This window comes from Rhizobium sp. N731, assembly GCF_001664145.1.
In the GTDB taxonomy this organism is placed as follows: domain Bacteria; phylum Pseudomonadota; class Alphaproteobacteria; order Rhizobiales; family Rhizobiaceae; genus Rhizobium; species Rhizobium esperanzae.
On sequence record NZ_CP013601.1, the window covers coordinates 3,653,341 to 3,668,751 of the forward strand.

The 15,411-nt window shown below is 61.6% G+C and carries 14 protein-coding genes; 1 reads left to right on the forward strand and 13 read right to left on the reverse strand.

The features are described from left to right. The 12 genes from AMK02_RS17805 to AMK02_RS17855 form a co-directional block, all read right to left on the reverse strand. Positions 1 to 1,104, reverse strand: a complete 1,104-nt coding sequence (locus AMK02_RS17805; RefSeq protein WP_064804846.1) for a MotA/TolQ/ExbB proton channel family protein — start codon at positions 1,102 to 1,104, stop codon at positions 1 to 3. Between the two features lie 112 nt (positions 1,105 to 1,216). After that, entirely contained in the window at positions 1,217 to 2,017 is an 801-nt protein-coding gene (locus AMK02_RS17810; protein WP_064804848.1) for an inositol monophosphatase family protein, read from the reverse strand. Positions 2,018 to 2,215: 198 nt separating this feature from the next. Continuing rightward, the gene (locus tag AMK02_RS17815; protein WP_064804850.1) at positions 2,216 to 3,313 is read right to left on the reverse strand and encodes a protein-glutamate methylesterase/protein-glutamine glutaminase; all 1,098 of its coding nucleotides are present in this window, start codon (positions 3,311 to 3,313) and stop codon (positions 2,216 to 2,218) included. An 8-nt stretch (positions 3,314 to 3,321) separates the two neighbouring features. Further along, positions 3,322 to 4,179, reverse strand: coding sequence for a CheR family methyltransferase (locus AMK02_RS17820; protein WP_064804852.1), 858 nt, complete (start codon positions 4,177 to 4,179; stop codon positions 3,322 to 3,324). A 27-nt stretch (positions 4,180 to 4,206) separates the two neighbouring features. Continuing rightward, positions 4,207 to 4,683 carry a chemotaxis protein CheW gene (locus AMK02_RS17825; RefSeq protein WP_064804854.1) on the reverse strand — a complete coding sequence of 159 codons (477 nt, stop codon included), beginning with the start codon at positions 4,681 to 4,683 and terminating at the stop codon, positions 4,207 to 4,209. A 2-nt stretch (positions 4,684 to 4,685) separates the two neighbouring features. Then, entirely contained in the window at positions 4,686 to 6,494 is a 1,809-nt protein-coding gene (locus tag AMK02_RS17830) for a methyl-accepting chemotaxis protein (RefSeq protein WP_064804856.1), read from the reverse strand. A gap of 214 nt (positions 6,495 to 6,708) precedes the next feature. Continuing rightward, a complete protein-coding gene (locus AMK02_RS31785) occupies positions 6,709 to 6,867 on the reverse strand; it encodes a hypothetical protein (protein WP_189637026.1) in 159 nt (52 codons plus the stop codon). A 269-nt stretch (positions 6,868 to 7,136) separates the two neighbouring features. Further along, a complete protein-coding gene (locus tag AMK02_RS17835) occupies positions 7,137 to 8,840 on the reverse strand; it encodes a methyl-accepting chemotaxis protein (RefSeq protein WP_064806321.1) in 1,704 nt (567 codons plus the stop codon). A gap of 31 nt (positions 8,841 to 8,871) precedes the next feature. Next, positions 8,872 to 9,381, reverse strand: a complete 510-nt coding sequence (locus AMK02_RS17840; RefSeq protein ID WP_064804857.1) for a chemotaxis protein CheW — start codon at positions 9,379 to 9,381, stop codon at positions 8,872 to 8,874. Further along, entirely contained in the window at positions 9,378 to 11,429 is a 2,052-nt protein-coding gene (locus tag AMK02_RS17845; RefSeq protein ID WP_064804859.1) for a chemotaxis protein CheA, read from the reverse strand. Before AMK02_RS17845 ends, AMK02_RS17840 begins: the two co-directional genes overlap by 4 nt. After that, complete coding sequence (locus AMK02_RS17850; protein ID WP_064804861.1) at positions 11,426 to 11,794, reverse strand: response regulator; 369 nt, start codon at positions 11,792 to 11,794, stop codon at positions 11,426 to 11,428. Before AMK02_RS17850 ends, AMK02_RS17845 begins: the two co-directional genes overlap by 4 nt. Next, the gene (locus AMK02_RS17855; protein ID WP_064804863.1) at positions 11,791 to 12,120 is read right to left on the reverse strand and encodes an STAS domain-containing protein; all 330 of its coding nucleotides are present in this window, start codon (positions 12,118 to 12,120) and stop codon (positions 11,791 to 11,793) included. The genes AMK02_RS17850 and AMK02_RS17855 overlap by 4 nt, the downstream gene beginning before the upstream one ends. A 339-nt stretch (positions 12,121 to 12,459) precedes the next feature. Here AMK02_RS17855 and AMK02_RS17860 point away from each other — a divergent pair, with 339 nt between their 5' ends. Next, positions 12,460 to 14,202 carry a chemotaxis protein gene (locus AMK02_RS17860; protein ID WP_082929681.1) on the forward strand — a complete coding sequence of 581 codons (1,743 nt, stop codon included), beginning with the start codon at positions 12,460 to 12,462 and terminating at the stop codon, positions 14,200 to 14,202. Between the two features lie 126 nt (positions 14,203 to 14,328). On the opposite strand, the gene AMK02_RS17865 is transcribed toward AMK02_RS17860, so the two are convergent. Next, on the reverse strand, positions 14,329 to 15,411 hold the full coding sequence (locus AMK02_RS17865; RefSeq protein WP_064804866.1) for a tetratricopeptide repeat protein: 1,083 nt from the start codon (positions 15,409 to 15,411) through the stop codon (positions 14,329 to 14,331).

Consider the following 15,411-nt stretch of genomic DNA (forward strand, 5'->3'; position numbering starts at 1 on the left):
TTACTTGCCCTCACTCTTTTCTGCATGGCTCGTGCGCTCGCGCAGGCGCTCGGCCCGCTCGCCGCCCCGCTCCTGCAGGCCGATGCGCTCGGCCAGCCGGTCGAGCGTGCGGCGCATGGCTTTCGCCTCGTCCTGCTGTGCCTCGATCCAGTCACGCAGCATCTGCTGCTCGTTGCGCATATTCTTGACCAGACCCTGAATGCCTTCGGCAAGGCTTGCCATGGCGGCGACAGAGCGCTGGTTGCCGACACCGCCTTCTTCGGAGACTTTGCGCAGATACTCGGAGAGTGCGCGCATGTCGTCCGAAGAAGACCCGGCAACGGCGTCGAGCGCCGGCGCAAGATCGGAGCCGACGTCGGTAACCGAGGAGAGCCAGTTTTCCAGCTCCGTATAGAAGCGATTCTGCGCGCGACCGGCCTGCAGGTCGAGGAAGCCGAGAATGAGCGAACCGGAGAGGCCGAGCAGCGACGACGAGAAGGCCTGCCCCATGCCGGAAAGCGGCATAGAAAGTCCCTCCTTCAACGCCGAGAGCACGTCTCCCGTGCCGTTCGAGCCGGGATCGAGCGACTGGATGACGGCGCTGATCGAACCGATCGTGCCGATGAGACCCCAGAACGTGCCGAGCAGGCCGAGGAAGACCAGGAGGCCGATCAGGTAGCGCGAAACGTCACGCGATTCGTCGAGGCGGGTGGCGATCGAATCGAGAATCGAACGCAGCGCCGTCGTCGACAGCGCCACCGACGCCTTGCGGCTGCCGATCAGCGCCCGCATCGGCGCAAGCAGTCGCGGGTTACGGTTGACCTTATCCGCGCTGCCCGCAGCGCGGAAGGAATTGAACCAGCGCACTTCGGGGCGAAGCGCCAGCACGTGATTGAAAACAAGGACGATTCCGACTGCGAGAACGCCGAGGATCAGGCCGTTGAGGCCCGGGTTGTGCATGAAGGCGGTCTGCGTCTGCCGAAAGAGGATTGCGGCAATGAACCCGACAATGACGAGGAAAAGCAGCATTGTCCAGAGGAAGGGCATGGGGCTCGAGAGCCTGTAGGTATAACCGCCGGCCGTCTTTTCGGTGGAGCCGATCTCCGCCACATTCACATTTTCCATAGGTTCAGCAGCCTCCGAACTCATTGCTGGCGGAGACTAGAGCAACATTGTGCCGAATTGAAGTATGCCGGGGCGAAAACCGTGACTTTACAACAGCCGGTTTTTCATGCGCTCACTTGGCGGGGATCGGCCGCTTGATGACCTCGATCAGCGCCTTATGGATGTGTTCGTTCCCGGCGACGATCGCGCCGCCCTCCAGAATGGCCGTTCCGCCATCCCAATCGGTGGCGAAGCCGCCGGCTTCGCGGATGAGCAGGATACCGGCTGCCATGTCCCAGGGCGCAAGCTCCGCCTCCCAGAAGCCGTCGAAACGTCCGGCGGCGACATGGGCGAGATCGAGGGTCGGCGCGCCCAAGCGGCGGATGCCGGCCACTTCGCCCATCACGTGGCGCAGCTCGACCAGGAACTTGCCGTGATTGCGCTTGCCGAGCGCGGGCACACCGCAGCCGACGACGCAATCCGACAGCACGCGGCGCGCAGCGACGCGCAGGCGCCGGTCATTGAGGAAGGCGCCGCCGCCGCGCTCGGCAGTGTAAAGTTCGTCGGTCGCCGGATTGAAGACGACGGCGGCAACGATCTCGCCATTGCGTTCGAGCGCGATCGAGACGGCGAAGGCCGGGATGCCGTGCAGGAAGTTCGTCGTGCCGTCGAGCGGGTCGACGATCCAGCGATGCGCGCCGTCCGTGCCCTTGATCTCTTCACTTTCCTCGCCGAGGAAGCCATAGGTCGGACGCGCCTTCATCAGCTCTTCCCGGACGATCTTCTCGGCCTTGCGGTCGGCGGCGGAGACGAAATCGCCCGGTCCCTTCACCGAAACCTGCAGGTTTTGCACTTCGCCGAAATCACGCCCCAGCGATTTCCCTGCCTTGAGGGCAGCCTGAACCATGACATTGAGAAGAGCTGAACGGGCCATCTGCGCATTTCCTTGGGACTGATACGGGACGCGCGCTGCCAGGGGCGGGAAATGTCCCTGAACATGCATGACAGGCAGCGCTGCAAAGATTGGCGGCCTCAAGACCACAAAATCGCGGAAATTTCAAGGGGAGGCACGCATGGCTGCCAGCAGGCTTGAAAAGCGCGGTCTTATTTGCCATCGGAACCGGAACCGGCCTCAGAACTTCTGCTGCGTTATCAGGACTTCGCGGGCGATCTGATCGAGCGGCAGAATGCGGCCGACCCCGCCTCTGGCAATCGCCTCCTTCGGCATGCCGAAGACAACGGAGCTCGCCTCGTCCTGCGCCACCGTGTAGGCGCCGGCTTCATGCATCTCCAGCATGCCGCGCGCACCGTCGTCGCCCATGCCCGTCATGATGATCCCCATGGCGTTCGAGCCGGCCGAACGCGCCGCCGAACGGAAGAGCACATCGACGGAAGGCCGGTGGCGGGAGACCAGCGGCCCGGTCTTCACACTGACATGATAGCGCGCACCCTGGCGTTCGAGCAGCATGTGCTTATCACCAGGCGCGATCAGCACATGGCCGCGCAGCACCGGATCGCCGTCGACGGCTTCCTTGACTTCGACCTCGCAGAGCCCGTTCAGGCGTTTGGCGAAGGCGGCAGTGAATTTCTCCGGCATATGCTGGACGATCACCATGCCGGGCGCATTGGCCGGCAGTTCCTCCAGGAATTCGCGCAGCGCCTCGGTGCCGCCGGTAGAGGCGCCGACGCAGACGACCATCTCCGTCGTCTTCGCCATCGCCTGCCCCGTCGGCGGCGGCAGCATGGCATCCGCCGTCAGCTTCCTGGCCGGCCCTTCGGCGGAAGCGGAACGAATGGTTCCCGCAGCGCGGCGCACGGTCGAAAGCCGCGCCTGCGAGGCGCTCTTGACGACTTCGCGAATGCGCATGGCGTCATCGGCAAGGCTGTCGGCGGCGCCGATCTTCGATTTCAGGATGACGTCGACGGCGCCCGCCTCCAACGCCTGAATCAGCGTTTGCGAACCCGCCTCCGTCAGCGACGAGCACATCACGACCGGGATTGGCCGCTGCGCCATCAGCTTGCGCAGGAAAGTGATGCCGTCCATGCGCGGCATCTCCACGTCGAGCGTGATGACGTCGGGGACCTCATCCAGCAGCCTGCGCGCCGCCACGAAAGGATCGGACGCCACCGCCATGATCTCGATATCGGGATCCTGCTCCAGCACATGGGCCAGCGTCTGACGGACGCTGGCAGAATCATCGATGATGAGAACGCGGATTTTCTTGCGCATAAACGCCTCTAAATACGCTGAAACACCGTGTTCGAAACCTGTTTCAGCGGCAGGTCGAAACCGGTGATCGACTCGGAGTGGCCAATGAACATGTAGCCGCCCTTCGCCAGGCAATTGCAAAGGCGGTTGAGCACGCCCGCCTGAGTCTGCTTGTCGAAGTAGATCAGCACGTTGCGGCAGAAGATGACGTTCATCAAGTCGCCAACCTGATATTTGTCGTCCATCAGGTTCATCCGTGCAAATCCCACCCTGCTGCGCAGCTTCGGGCTTATGCGCACCTCCTTGCGGCCCGGCTGCTTGGCGACCAGCACATATTTGCGCTGCAGGTCGTGCGGCACGGGCGCAATCAGGTCTTCCGGATAGATGCCGCGGCGCGCCGTCTGCAGCACGTCGGTGGAAAGATCGGTGGCCAGCACGCTATAGGAAAGATCATTGCGGCCTTCCGCGAATTCCGCCAGGACCATCGCCATCGTATAGGGTTCGGCCCCCGTAGAACAGGCCGAGCTCCAGGTGCGGATGGTGCGCACGCCGCTATTGGCGATCGCCGGCAAAGCCACGGTCTGCATGTATTCGAAGTGCTTGGCTTCCCGGAAGAAGTCGGTCTTGTTGGTCGTCACCACGTCGATCAGGTAAACGGTTTCCTGGGCAAGCCCGTCGCGATCGAACAGGAACTCGCAATAATCGTCGAAGGTCGAATGATTGGTCGCACGAAGGCGGCGTCGCAGCCGCCCTTCGAGCATCGTCAGCTTGGTCGGCGGCATCTTGATGCCGCTATAGTCGTAGATGAACCGGGCAAGCTTGTCGAAATTGCGCTTGCTGATCCGATCGCCCGGCAATTGGGTTTCCGCCATTGCTGCCACACTCATGGAACGCAGTACTCCGTTAATGCAGGGTCAGGCGGCCGATTGCAGAGCCGAGGCGTCCTCGCGCGACAAAAGCCGCGCGAGATCGATGATGACGACGAAGCCGTTTTCCCGGCGGACGACACCTGCAATATAGTCCGAGCGCCAGCGCACGCCGATATCGGGCGCCGCCTCGATCTGGTCACGCCGGAACGGCGTGACCTCGAAGACGCGATCGGCGACGAGGCCGAGAGTGAGCAGCCGGTTTTCCATCGGCACGTCGAGGACGAGCACCCTCGTATGCGGCGTCGGCTCGGTCTTCGTCATGCCGAGTTTCAATCGAAGATCGATCGTCGGCACGCCCTGCCCGCGCACATCGCGCAGGCCGAGCAGATAGTCGGGACCATTCGGAATTTTGAAAGCTTCCGCATAATCGAGGATTTCCCGCACGACCTCGACCGGCACGGCGAAAATTTCGTCGCCGAGGCTGAAGGTCACGAATTGCGCTTCCAGAGATGTCGGAGCCATGATCAGGCGCTTTCCTTGAATTCGGCGTCCCCATCATCGGGACCGCCCATGGAGAGATCGAGAGCGAAACCCTTCGCCCGCGCTTGCTGGCCGGCGACGCTGTTGGCTGCCAGTTTTCTGACACCGAGCTTGCGGCCGGTGATGGGAGCCGAGCTGCGGACAGTCATTTTCGCAGCCGGCATGCGGGGTTGGTGGTCGCTTGTGGTATCGACCTTGAAGAAGGCGATCGAGGCCTGCAGTTCTTCGGCCTGGCTCGCGAGCTCTTCCGAGGTGGCGGACATCTGCTCGGAGGCGCCGGCATTCTGCTGCGTCACCCTGTCGAGCTGCTGGATCGCCTCGTTGATCTGGCCAGCACCGATATCCTGTTCGCGGCAGGCCGCGCTGATTTCGGCAACGAGTTCAGCCGTCTTGCGGATATCGGGCACCAGGCGACCGAGCATGTCGCCGGCATCCTGAGCGGCCTGGACCGTATCGCCGGACATCGAGCTGATTTCGGCTGCAGCCGACTGGCTACGTTCGGCAAGCTTGCGCACTTCCGAGGCGACGACCGCAAAACCCTTGCCGTGTTCGCCGGCGCGTGCCGCTTCCACGGCAGCGTTGAGTGCGAGTAGATCGGTCTGCCGGGCAATTTCCTGGACGATGCCGATCTTCTCGGCAATGGTCCGCATCGCTTGCACGGCGCGCGATACCGCTTCACCACTCATCTCGGCGTCCTTCGCCGACTGGCGAGCGATCTTTTCCGTCTGGGCGGCGTTGTCGGCGTTCTGCTTGATATTGGCGGCCATCTCCTCCATCGAGGCGGAGGCCTCTTCGGCGGAGGCGGCCTGTTCGCTGGCACCCTGCGACACCTGCTCGGAGCTTGCAGACAATTCCTGACTGCCGGCCGAAACGTTTTCCGCCGCCGAGATCGCGTCGCCGACGACGCCGCGCAGGCGCTCGACCATCTGCTCCAGCGCAATACCGAGCGTATCCTTCTCCGAAAGCGGTTTCGGGGACACCGTCAAATCGCCGTCGGCGATCCGCGCCGCAATATCGGCAGTGACGCGAAGATTGTCCGTCATGGTGTTGATCATGTTGACCAGATCCTTGATCTCGTCGTTGGTCCTGATCTCGACCTTTTGGTTCAGGTCACCGATGGCGACGGCGCTGGCAACGCTCATGATTTTGCGCAGACCGCTGTTGACGCCAAGCGCGATCCACAACGCAGCCGCAAAAGCGATAAAGGAAGCGCCGATTGCGAGACCGATCAGCATGTTTTTCGTCGAACTATAGAGATCGTCGGTGTCGCTATCGGCCTGCTTCATCGCTTTCTGCTGCAGCGTGACGAGGTTCTCAAAAACCTCTTCCAGCTCCGCTACGAGGGCGCGAACCTCTCCCAGCGAGAATGCGGTGGCCCCCGCCCGGTCGCCGCTTTCCTGAATGGAGGCGACTTTGCTGGACTCTTCGCCGAAGCGTTTGGCCAGTTCGATCAGCCTGTCCCAGGTGGGCTTTGCTTCGGCGGTTGCGAGCTGTTGGCCGCTTGTCGCCAGGGCGAGCATTTCATCCACGCTTTTTGCCGAATTCAGATAGTACTTCTTGACCGCTTCGGGATCCATTTCCAGAAGCGCATTCTTCTGCCAGCGGACAGCATCGAGCTCGGCAGTCTTGGCTTCCAGAGCCAGTTCCAGCCTTTTTGCGGGACCGGAAATAAGATCGCTGACAGCGTCGTTCAGTGAGCTGAGGCTCAAAATTCCATAGGCCGCGCTGCCCACCAGCAAGAGTATGACAAAGCCGAAAGCGGCTGCGAGTTTAAGTTTGATCGTAATACGCATCTCAATATTCCTCTCTGAGAGCGAGGCAATAAATATGGTCCAGGTGGCGCGGCATCATGCAGCAATTCCGTCAGGCGATAACCTGTCACGGAGATTAGAATAGACTTCCACGCCCATCCCCTTGAGCGGCGGAAGCGTGCGTCGCGGGCCATGTTTTGGTCCGCGACGGTTGCGAACGGAGATAGCGCTCAAGCGCTTTTCTCCAGAGGGGCGCCTAGGCGCTCCCCCGGAACTCGTCATCGATCGTATCGGGTCCGCCCACTGACATGTCGAGGGCAAATCCCTTCACGCGGGCCTGCTGGCTGGCGACGGTGGGTTTTGCGGTCGGCACCCGATCACGGCGCGCGCCCTCATTGTCGACCTTGAAACGCATGTGATACCCCGTTCTATGCGCCAAAACGATCGGATGGAGAGACGTTCCGGTCCAAGGAACGCCGAACTTCGGAGTGATGTGTCTGAAAGAGGGAAGCGACTACATTCACTTCCCGACAGCCGGACATCTATCGGTCGCAGCGCCAACGCCTACACGCGTTGGGGATATTTCCGCCTCGGGCCACCGGAGCGGCCCGAGATATCCGATGAGCGCAAAGGCCGTTCAGAGGCCTCGCCGGGGAAACGCTGTGCGCGTCCCCCCGGAAGCGCCTACGCGCTTTCCCGAAAATCGTCGTCGCTGGCGTCCGGACCGCCCATCGACATATCGAGAGCAAAGCCCTTGAGACGCTGCTGCTGAGCCGATACCGTCTGACCGCGGCCCTGGCTTTGGGTCTGCGGCGCAGGCTTGCGGGCCGGGGCCTTGACCACCTTGGCCGAGCCGTTCACCGGCATCTTCTGGGCGCCGGGCCGCGTGCTGCCCGTCGTATCGACCTTGAAGAAGGCGATCGAGGTCTGCAGTTCTTCCGCCTGGGAGGCGAGCTCCTCGGAAGTTGCCGACATCTGCTCCGAGGCGCCGGCGTTCTGCTGCGTCACCTTGTCGAGCTGCTGGATCGCTTCGTTGATCTGCGAGGCACCGATATCCTGCTCGCGGCAGGCGGCGCTGATCTCGGAAACGAGTTCCGCCGTCTTGCGGATGTCCGGCACCAGGCGGCCGAGCATCTCACCGGCATCGGCAGCGGCCTTGACGGTATCGCTCGACATCGAGCTGATTTCGGCTGCGGCCGACTGGCTGCGTTCGGCAAGCTTGCGCACTTCCGAGGCGACCACCGCAAAACCCTTGCCGTGTTCGCCGGCGCGTGCCGCTTCAACGGCGGCATTAAGGGCAAGCAGATCGGTCTGACGGGCGATCTCCTGCACGATGCCGATCTTCTGCGCGATCGTGCGCATGGCGTCGACAGCACGCGTTACCGCTTCGCCGCTGGCTTCCGCATCCTTGGCGGATTGACGGGCGATCTTCTCCGTCTGGGCGGCGTTGTCGGCATTCTGCTTGATGTTGGCGGCCATCTGTTCCATCGAGGCTGACGCCTCTTCGGCCGAAGCCGCCTGCTCGGTGGCGCCCTGCGACACCTGTTCGGAACTTGCCGAAAGCTGCTGGCTGCCGGATGAAACATTTTCGGCGGCCGAGATCGCATCGGCGACGACGCCCCGCAGGCGTTCGATCATGATGTTGACATTGCCGAGAAGCTCGCCGATTTCGTCATGGCTGGTGATTTCGGCCATTTTCGTCAGGTCGCCTTCAGACACTTCGCGAACCACGGTGTTGGCGCGGCTGAGGCCTTTGCCGATCGTGCTGGCGATCCAGAAGGCGGTTATCGCGGCAATCAGCAGTGCAACGGCAGCGACAGCGATCATCGTCGTGCGTGTCGTCCCATACTGCGCGTCGGCATCGGCGTCGGCGGCCTTCATGCGCTGCTTTTCAAGCGACAGAATCTCGGCGAGTGTCGAGTCGATATCGTTGGCAACGGCCCGCGCCGTCGTGATGGAGACGTTGTTTGCACCTTCCGTGTTGCCGGTCTTCATGTAGTCACGGATTTGGTCGTCGGCTGCGTTGAATGACTTCGAAAATTCGGCAATACGAGCCCAGCGCGCCTTGCCTTCTTCCGTGGCAAGCGTCAGCACTTGATTGAAGGCGTCACTGAAGTCCTTGCGGGCCTGGTTGCCCTTGTCGATCGCCGCGGCCGCTTCATCGGCGCTACGGGCAGTGAGCAGGTTCTTCTGCTGGCGGATGGCTTCGAGCTGCGCGATGTTGATCTGCTGCGCAAGATCGAGGCGGGCTGCCGGGCCGGCAAGAAGATTGCCGATCGTATCGTTCAGTGATCCAAGGCTGAAAATGCCATAAGCGGCAGTGCCCAACAAAATGAGAATAATAAAGGTGAACGCCGTCACCAGTTTCGTCTTGATTGTCAGTCTCATCATCCCAAACCCCTCTTGGATTTATCCGCCGTCAATTGACGGCCCCCGCCGCGTCATATCGCGTTGAAAAAATCGCCTGCAGATTAGGGAGAATGATGAACTCTCCACCCCTCTTCACCAGGCAGTTGATGTAGTCGGCGCGCCAGCGCATGCCGACGCTCGGTGGCGCCTCGCTCGCGGTTTTTGCGAGCGTCGTCACCTCGTTCACCTTGTCGGTTCTGAGGCCGACGAGTGTCGGCTCACCTTGCAGATCGATCTCGATGACGATGACGCGGCTGTCGATCGTCGCCTCCGCCGCCTCCATCCCGAAGGCGAGACGCAGGTCGGCGAGCGGAATGACCTTGCCGCGAAAATTGATGACGCTGGCGACGAAGGGCTTGCTTCCGGGCACCGCCGTCTCCGGAAGCAGGTCCAGGATTTCCTGGACGATGGCCGCCTCCAGCGCAAAGGTCTCGCCGTTGAGATCGAAAGTCAGGACCTCGACTTCCTCGGCATAGCTCCAATGATTGTCGAAGAGTTCGAGTGCTGCTGTTGCATTCATCCTGCTACCCGCAATTGCGCCTCCTGTTGCTGACCCGCGGCAACCAGGTGCCCGACGTCGAGAATGAGAGCGACACTGCCGTCGCCGAGAATGGTGGCACCCGAAAAGGTTGCCACGTCGTTGTGCAATTTCGACATCGACTTGATGACCGTCTGATGGTCGCCGATGATCTGATCGACGACGAGGCCGACGCGCTCCGTGCCGGTCGAAATGACCACGACCTTCTGGTGCACGTCGGGTTTCGTGCCGGTGCGGAAAAGGTCGCGCAAGCGCAGGAACGGCACCAGGCTGTCACGCAGCGAGATGAAGCTGCGGCCGCGCGAGCGCAGATCCTCCTCGAGCGACAGTTCGAGGCATTCCTCGACGGCCGAAAGCGGGATGACGTAACGGCCCGCGCCGACACGCACCAGCAGTCCGTCGATAATGGCAAGTGTCAGCGGAATGCGCAGCGACACTTCCGAACCCTGCCCGGGCACGCTGACGATATCGATTGCGCCGCGAAGCTCTTCGACCGTCTTCTTGACCACGTCCATGCCGACGCCGCGGCCGGACAGATTGGTGATCGCGGCGGCGGTCGAAAAGCCGGGAGCAAAGATCAGTTGCAAGAGCTCGGGGTCCGAAAGCGGCTGGCCCGGATGAATAAGGCCGGAGGATTCCGCCTTGGCGCGGACCCGTTCACGGTTGATGCCGCGGCCGTCGTCCTTGATCGAGATAATCACCTCGCCACCGGCCTGACGGGCCGAAAGCGTTATCGTGCCGGCCTTAGCCTTGCCGGCGGCAAGGCGGTCGGCGGGCACTTCGAGGCCGTGATCGATCGAGTTGCGCACCAGGTGCACCAGCGGATCGGCCAGCCGCTCGATCACCGTTTTGTCGACCTCGGTGCTCTCGCCCTCCATCACCAGTTCGATCACCTTGCCGGTCTCGCGGGCAAGATCGTGGACGAGGCGGCGGAAGCGGGAAAAGAGGGTCGCAACCGGCACCATGCGCAGCACCATCATCGTGTCACGCAATTCGCCGGACAGACGTTCGATTTCTTCCGAGACCGAGCGCAATGCGATATCGGTGCTGGCGCTGGCGAGCTGGCTGAGGCGCGATTGCGCGATCACGAGCTCACCGACGCGGTCCATCAGTTCGTCCAGGCGCTCTGCCGGGACGCGCACGTTCTCGGCAGCCTTCGCCTGGCTGGCGGCGGGTGCCTCACGCTTGACGGGAACCGCTTCGACGGGACGGAATTCCGGCACGGCGGCCGCCGGGACAGGCGGTGGTGGTGCTGAGGCGGCAGCGGCAGGCGGCGGCGTTGTTTCAGCCGGAGCGGCCGTTGCCGCTACCGCGCCGTCGATCTCCTCGACGCTGAGTTCCATGTCGTCGAGCACGAAGATGAAGACGTCGTCGATCGCCGAACGGTCCTGCTCGCTCATCAGCGTCACATCCCAGGAAATATAGAGTTCCGTCGGCGTGAGCTCGTCGAGAGGCGGAATCGTCGAAGTGTCGGCGCGCACGGTGCATTCGCCGAGATCGCGCAGTTCGTCCAGCAGACCGAGCGGATTGGTGCCGTTGGCCATCGAATTGGCCGGCAGGCTGAAGCGGATGCGCCAGCTGTTCTTCGCCTTCTTCGCCGACGCCTCTTGCACGGGCGCTGCGACGGCGGCTGTCGCTGTGGCGGGCGCCGCAGCCTTGGCGCCGACCGCCGCCTGCAGCTGTGCCAGAAGCTTGTGCCCGGTGTCGCCGTGATCGGCGTCGGGCTGTTCGACCAGGGCACGCATATGGTCCTGGGCGGCGAGAACGGCGGCGACGAGTTCCCTGGTCGCCGCGACCTCGCCCTTTCGGACGCGGTCGAAGGCCGTTTCGCAATGGTGGGTGAAGGCGGCGAGCGCCTCGAAACCGAACATCGCGCCCGATCCCTTGAGCGTGTGAAGCCCGCGAAATACCGCGTCGACGAGATCCTTATTGTCGAGTTGGTGAGTGAGGTCGAGAAGACCGGCCTCGATCGCTTCGAGGCATTCGGCAGCCTCCATGCGGAATACGGCGACGGGGTCGAGCGTACTCATCTTCCGAGGACCTTCTTCACGATCTTCACGAGACTTTCCGGGTCGAACGGCTTGGTCAGCCAGCCAGTCGCGCCGGCAGCCTTGGCACGTGCCTTGAGGTCGGCGTCGGATTCCGTCGTTAGAAAGATAATCGGAACACCGGCCTGCGCCGGCAGCTTGCGCAATTCCTCGATCATCGTTAGCCCGTCCATGACAGGCATGTTGAGATCGGTCACGATCAGATCGAAGCTGCTGCCCTTGGCCGCCATGAGCCCTTCCGCCCCGTTGACTGCTTCGGTGACGCTGTAGCCGGCATTGGTCAGCGTGACCTTTGTAGTCAGGCGGATGCTGGCGGAATCGTCTACGGTCAGGATGTTGGCACTCATAATGTCACCTCTTTATGCAACCAGAACTTTAAGTCTTCATGATCGAAGGATTCGATGAAACCGGCGCGCTCAAGTACCTTCAGCAGTGAGCCGCTGGCGGGAGAAGAAAGTCTGAACGTCTTTCCGTCAGATTTTGCTTGACGACGCGCTGCCTCGATAAGCTGAATGAAACTCAGGTCAGCTTCGGCGTCAGCGATGATGCTGACGACAATGTCATCTTTACTATGAAATTCATCACTAAGCTTGGAATGTAGTTCAGCCATATGGCGAATGCTTAGTGCGCCCGGTAAATTTATAGATTCATAATATTGGCTCTGAGCATCCAATGCAGCCTCCTGGGCCCGAGAAATACTTACGACCCTAAGAGGACTCTCACGACAGCGTTAATGCAGCGTAAACAGCGGTTGTAGAAAGCCGACGTGTGGCGCAATCCGCGACTCCCAATTCTTATCTGGAATAAGTTGTATCTTTCTGTGAAAGTTTAGAGATAAATAAAGTAAAAACAGAATCTTAAATGGTCCCTTTCGGCCACGCGCTGCACCGGCGCCTCGTCTCAAACCTTTCATTAATCACAACGCAGGCGAGTTTGGCGCGTTTACCGGACATTTCCATCCTGCCCGTAGAAATAGAGTCAAATGGCCTGCGTTTTAAGAAAAGGTATAAATGTGGCACACGCTCTGGTAACATCCAACGCTGCAGCCTACACATCGGGGCGGGAGATCAGTCAGACCCTGGAATCCGCCCGCTGCCAAGTCGAGGAGCGTTTTCTCGAGGGCGGCTCGGTGCTGCTGTCGGTGATGGATGTCCTCAACCGCCTGCTGAATTCGCTCGAAAGTGTCGCCAAGGCACTCGATGACAACGAGGCGAGCGATACCAGCGCCGATCTCCGCGCCACGGTGGAAAGCCTGACTGCATTGCCGGTCACCGAAGAAAATCGCCAGCAGGCGCTCATCTCGTTGGCGCAAACCGGCAGGGAACTGCGCAAGCATGTCGCCGACATGCAGGAGACGATGCGTTATCTCAGAACCTTTGCCGTGACCGTCAAGATCACCGGCGCCGGCCTTGCGGAATTCGCCGGCTTTGCTCAAGAGATCCTGGAACGAATCTATTCGGGCACCGACGAGGTCAATCGCTTCGCCGCCCATCTCGACAGCCTCGAGAAAGAGGTCAAACTCGCCGCCTCCTTCGGCGTCAGCGTTTCCAAAGGCTACGCCGATACCGTTCCCGCCGTCGCCCGAGCCCTGCGCGATGATGCCGCCAAGATCGCCGAACATCGCAAGAACCTCGGCGTCATCGCCCGTGAGGTCGGCGCGATTGCACGCGGCGTCCAGAGCAAGGTCAGCTCGACTCTGTCGGCCCTGCAGATCGGCGATATCACCCGTCAGCGCATCGAGCATGTACAAGCAACCTTTTCGCTGCTTGAAGATTTCCTCGCCGGCGAAGATGGCGCAAGGCTCGACGCCGGTGCGCGCCAGCGTCTCCAGAATGTCGTTCACCATCTGACCGCGGCGCAGATGAGCGACATGTGCGTCAATTTCCAGCGGGATTCGGAGAACGTCGTCAAGACGATTGCGAGTTTCGACCACGACATGCGGGAAATCCTCAAGCTGCGCGATCAAATGGGCACTGAAAGCGGCGAAACCGGCGGCAATTTCATGCGCGCACTGGAATCCAGCGTTTCCGCCGCCCACGAGATCGTCAAGCAGGTCGACGCGGCAAGCCGGCAGGCCGACCAGCTAAGCCATTCGACAATCGGCACGGCCGCCAAGCTTTCCGAAGCCATCACCAACATCCGCGTTGTCAGGACCGACATCCATTACATGGCTTTGAACACCAATCTGCGCTGCAGCCGGCTTGGAGAGGAAGGCAAATCGATCAATGTCGTCACCGCCGAGCTGCGCATCTTCGCCGGCAAGCTCGATGAATCCGCCGACGCCATCGTCAACGGCCTGCCGGCGCTCGAAGCCGCCGCCGGGCGCGTGGCTCCCGCCACGGACGCCGCGGCCGGCGGACTGGGCGAGAGCCTGACCTCGGCCGTCGGCAACATCCGCTCCGCGGCTAATGTCATGGAAAATGAGCTGAAGGTGCTCGCCGAGAACGGCCGCGAGGTCGCCACCAAGATCGGCCAGCTGATCGGCAAGCTCGACTTTCAGCACGAACTCGGCGATGTCCTTGCCCGCTGCGCCAATGTGCTCGAAGACGTCGCCGGCACCGATGTCGCCGATATCTCCGATTTCGCGGAGGCCATCGCACCGCTCGACCGTAAGATCTTCAAGCTCTACACGATGGTCCAGGAGCGCAACATTCATCGCGACATCATCCCGGCGAGCGAGGAAAGCATTCCGGCGCCCGCCGAGACCACCAAAGCCGAAAACGACGAGGATCTTTTCGCCGACGCGCTGTTCTAGAGCATGTCTCGCAAAGCTGTGCAGCGGTTGTTTTGCGATAAAGACATACAGAAAAACAAAGACCGAAAGCACGATATGCGAATCTGAAAGATCGCGACATGCTTTAGAAAATGAAACGCGCGGCGGCTATCGCCGCCGGAATTTGTTGGCGGCATCGATCGCAGCCTTCTGCTGATCGTCCTCGATCCCGAGATAGAAATCCTCGAGCGCCGGATCGGCAAGCCCGGCGCGGCGCGACAGCACATACCACTTCGCCGCCTCGATCGGATTCGGCGGCGTGCCGATGGCGTTGATGTAGAGATGGGCGAGTTTGTTCTGCGCAACGACATTGCCGCCATTGGCGGCAAGTTTCAGCCATTCGAAACCCTTGACGTAATCCTTGGGGCCACCAACGCCGTTGACGAGCCAGATCCCGAGATCGAGCTCGGCCGTGTCGAAACCGGCGCGCGCGGCGCGCGCCATCCACTCGCGGGCGAGCTGCTTCTTTTCCTCCGGCAGGTCCTTCAGCGTCGCATAGATCTGCGCCACGGCATATTGCGAATCCGCAATGCCCTGTTCGGCCGATTTCTCGTAGAACGGTAGCGCGAGCTTCAGCCCCTTTTCGCCGGGATTGTCGGCGACCACAATCTGCGCCCAGTTGAATTCGGCCGAAGGATTGCCGGCCTCGGCCGCCTTGCGCATATAGTCGTCGGCTTTGACCTTATCGCGCGGCACACCCTGGCCTTCCATCAGCATCAGCGCATATTTGAACATCGCCGCAGGATCGCCGCCTTCGGCCGCCTTGCCGTACCAGAAGGCAGCGCCTTTCACATCCTTCTTGACGCCGAGGCCTTGCGAGAGGATTTCGCCGATCAGCGTCTGCGCCGCCGGATCGCCGAGCTGGGCGCGCGGCAGCGCCTTATCCATCGCCGTCAGATAATATCCGCGCTGATAGGCGCCATACGCCTCGTCGATCGGCCCTTTGTAATCCTTCTCGGGCGGGAGGTCGGGCAGCTTCGCGCCCATGCGATCGAAAACGCCGACACCGTCCGACGGCTTCACATCCCCGTTGGTGAGCCGGTCGGTGCGAAAGCTTGACGCCGGCGCAGTACCCGGCTGGCTGATGACGCTGTCCGATGCCTGCGCCACGGCGATATCAGACCCGCCCGCAGTGAGGGCGACTATGCTGGCAAGCAGATATTTCAAAGGGCGGGCGGGCAGGATCGGCAT

Bases quoted from the DNA above. Each gene is read 5' to 3' on its own strand.
- AMK02_RS31785 (WP_189637026.1), bottom strand. From the start codon at position 6,867: ATGCGTTTCAAGGTCGACAATGAGGGCGCGCGCCGTGATCGGGTGCCG.
- AMK02_RS17850 (WP_064804861.1), bottom strand. From the start codon at position 11,794: ATGAGTGCCAACATCCTGACCGTAGACGATTCCGCCAGCATCCGCCTG.
- AMK02_RS17825 (WP_064804854.1), bottom strand. From the start codon at position 4,683: ATGGCTCCGACATCTCTGGAAGCGCAATTCGTGACCTTCAGCCTCGGC.
- AMK02_RS17835 (WP_064806321.1), bottom strand. From the start codon at position 8,840: ATGAGACTGACAATCAAGACGAAACTGGTGACGGCGTTCACCTTTATT.
- AMK02_RS17820 (WP_064804852.1), bottom strand. From the start codon at position 4,179: ATGAGTGTGGCAGCAATGGCGGAAACCCAATTGCCGGGCGATCGGATC.
- AMK02_RS17810 (WP_064804848.1), bottom strand. From the start codon at position 2,017: ATGGCCCGTTCAGCTCTTCTCAATGTCATGGTTCAGGCTGCCCTCAAG.
- AMK02_RS17845 (WP_064804859.1), bottom strand. From the start codon at position 11,429: ATGAGTACGCTCGACCCCGTCGCCGTATTCCGCATGGAGGCTGCCGAA.
- AMK02_RS17805 (WP_064804846.1), bottom strand. From the start codon at position 1,104: ATGGAAAATGTGAATGTGGCGGAGATCGGCTCCACCGAAAAGACGGCC.
- AMK02_RS17865 (WP_064804866.1), bottom strand. From the start codon at position 15,411: ATGCCGATCCTGCCCGCCCGCCCTTTGAAATATCTGCTTGCCAGCATA.
- AMK02_RS17815 (WP_064804850.1), bottom strand. From the start codon at position 3,313: ATGCGCAAGAAAATCCGCGTTCTCATCATCGATGATTCTGCCAGCGTC.
- AMK02_RS17840 (WP_064804857.1), bottom strand. From the start codon at position 9,381: ATGAATGCAACAGCAGCACTCGAACTCTTCGACAATCATTGGAGCTAT.
- AMK02_RS17830 (WP_064804856.1), bottom strand. From the start codon at position 6,494: ATGCGTATTACGATCAAACTTAAACTCGCAGCCGCTTTCGGCTTTGTC.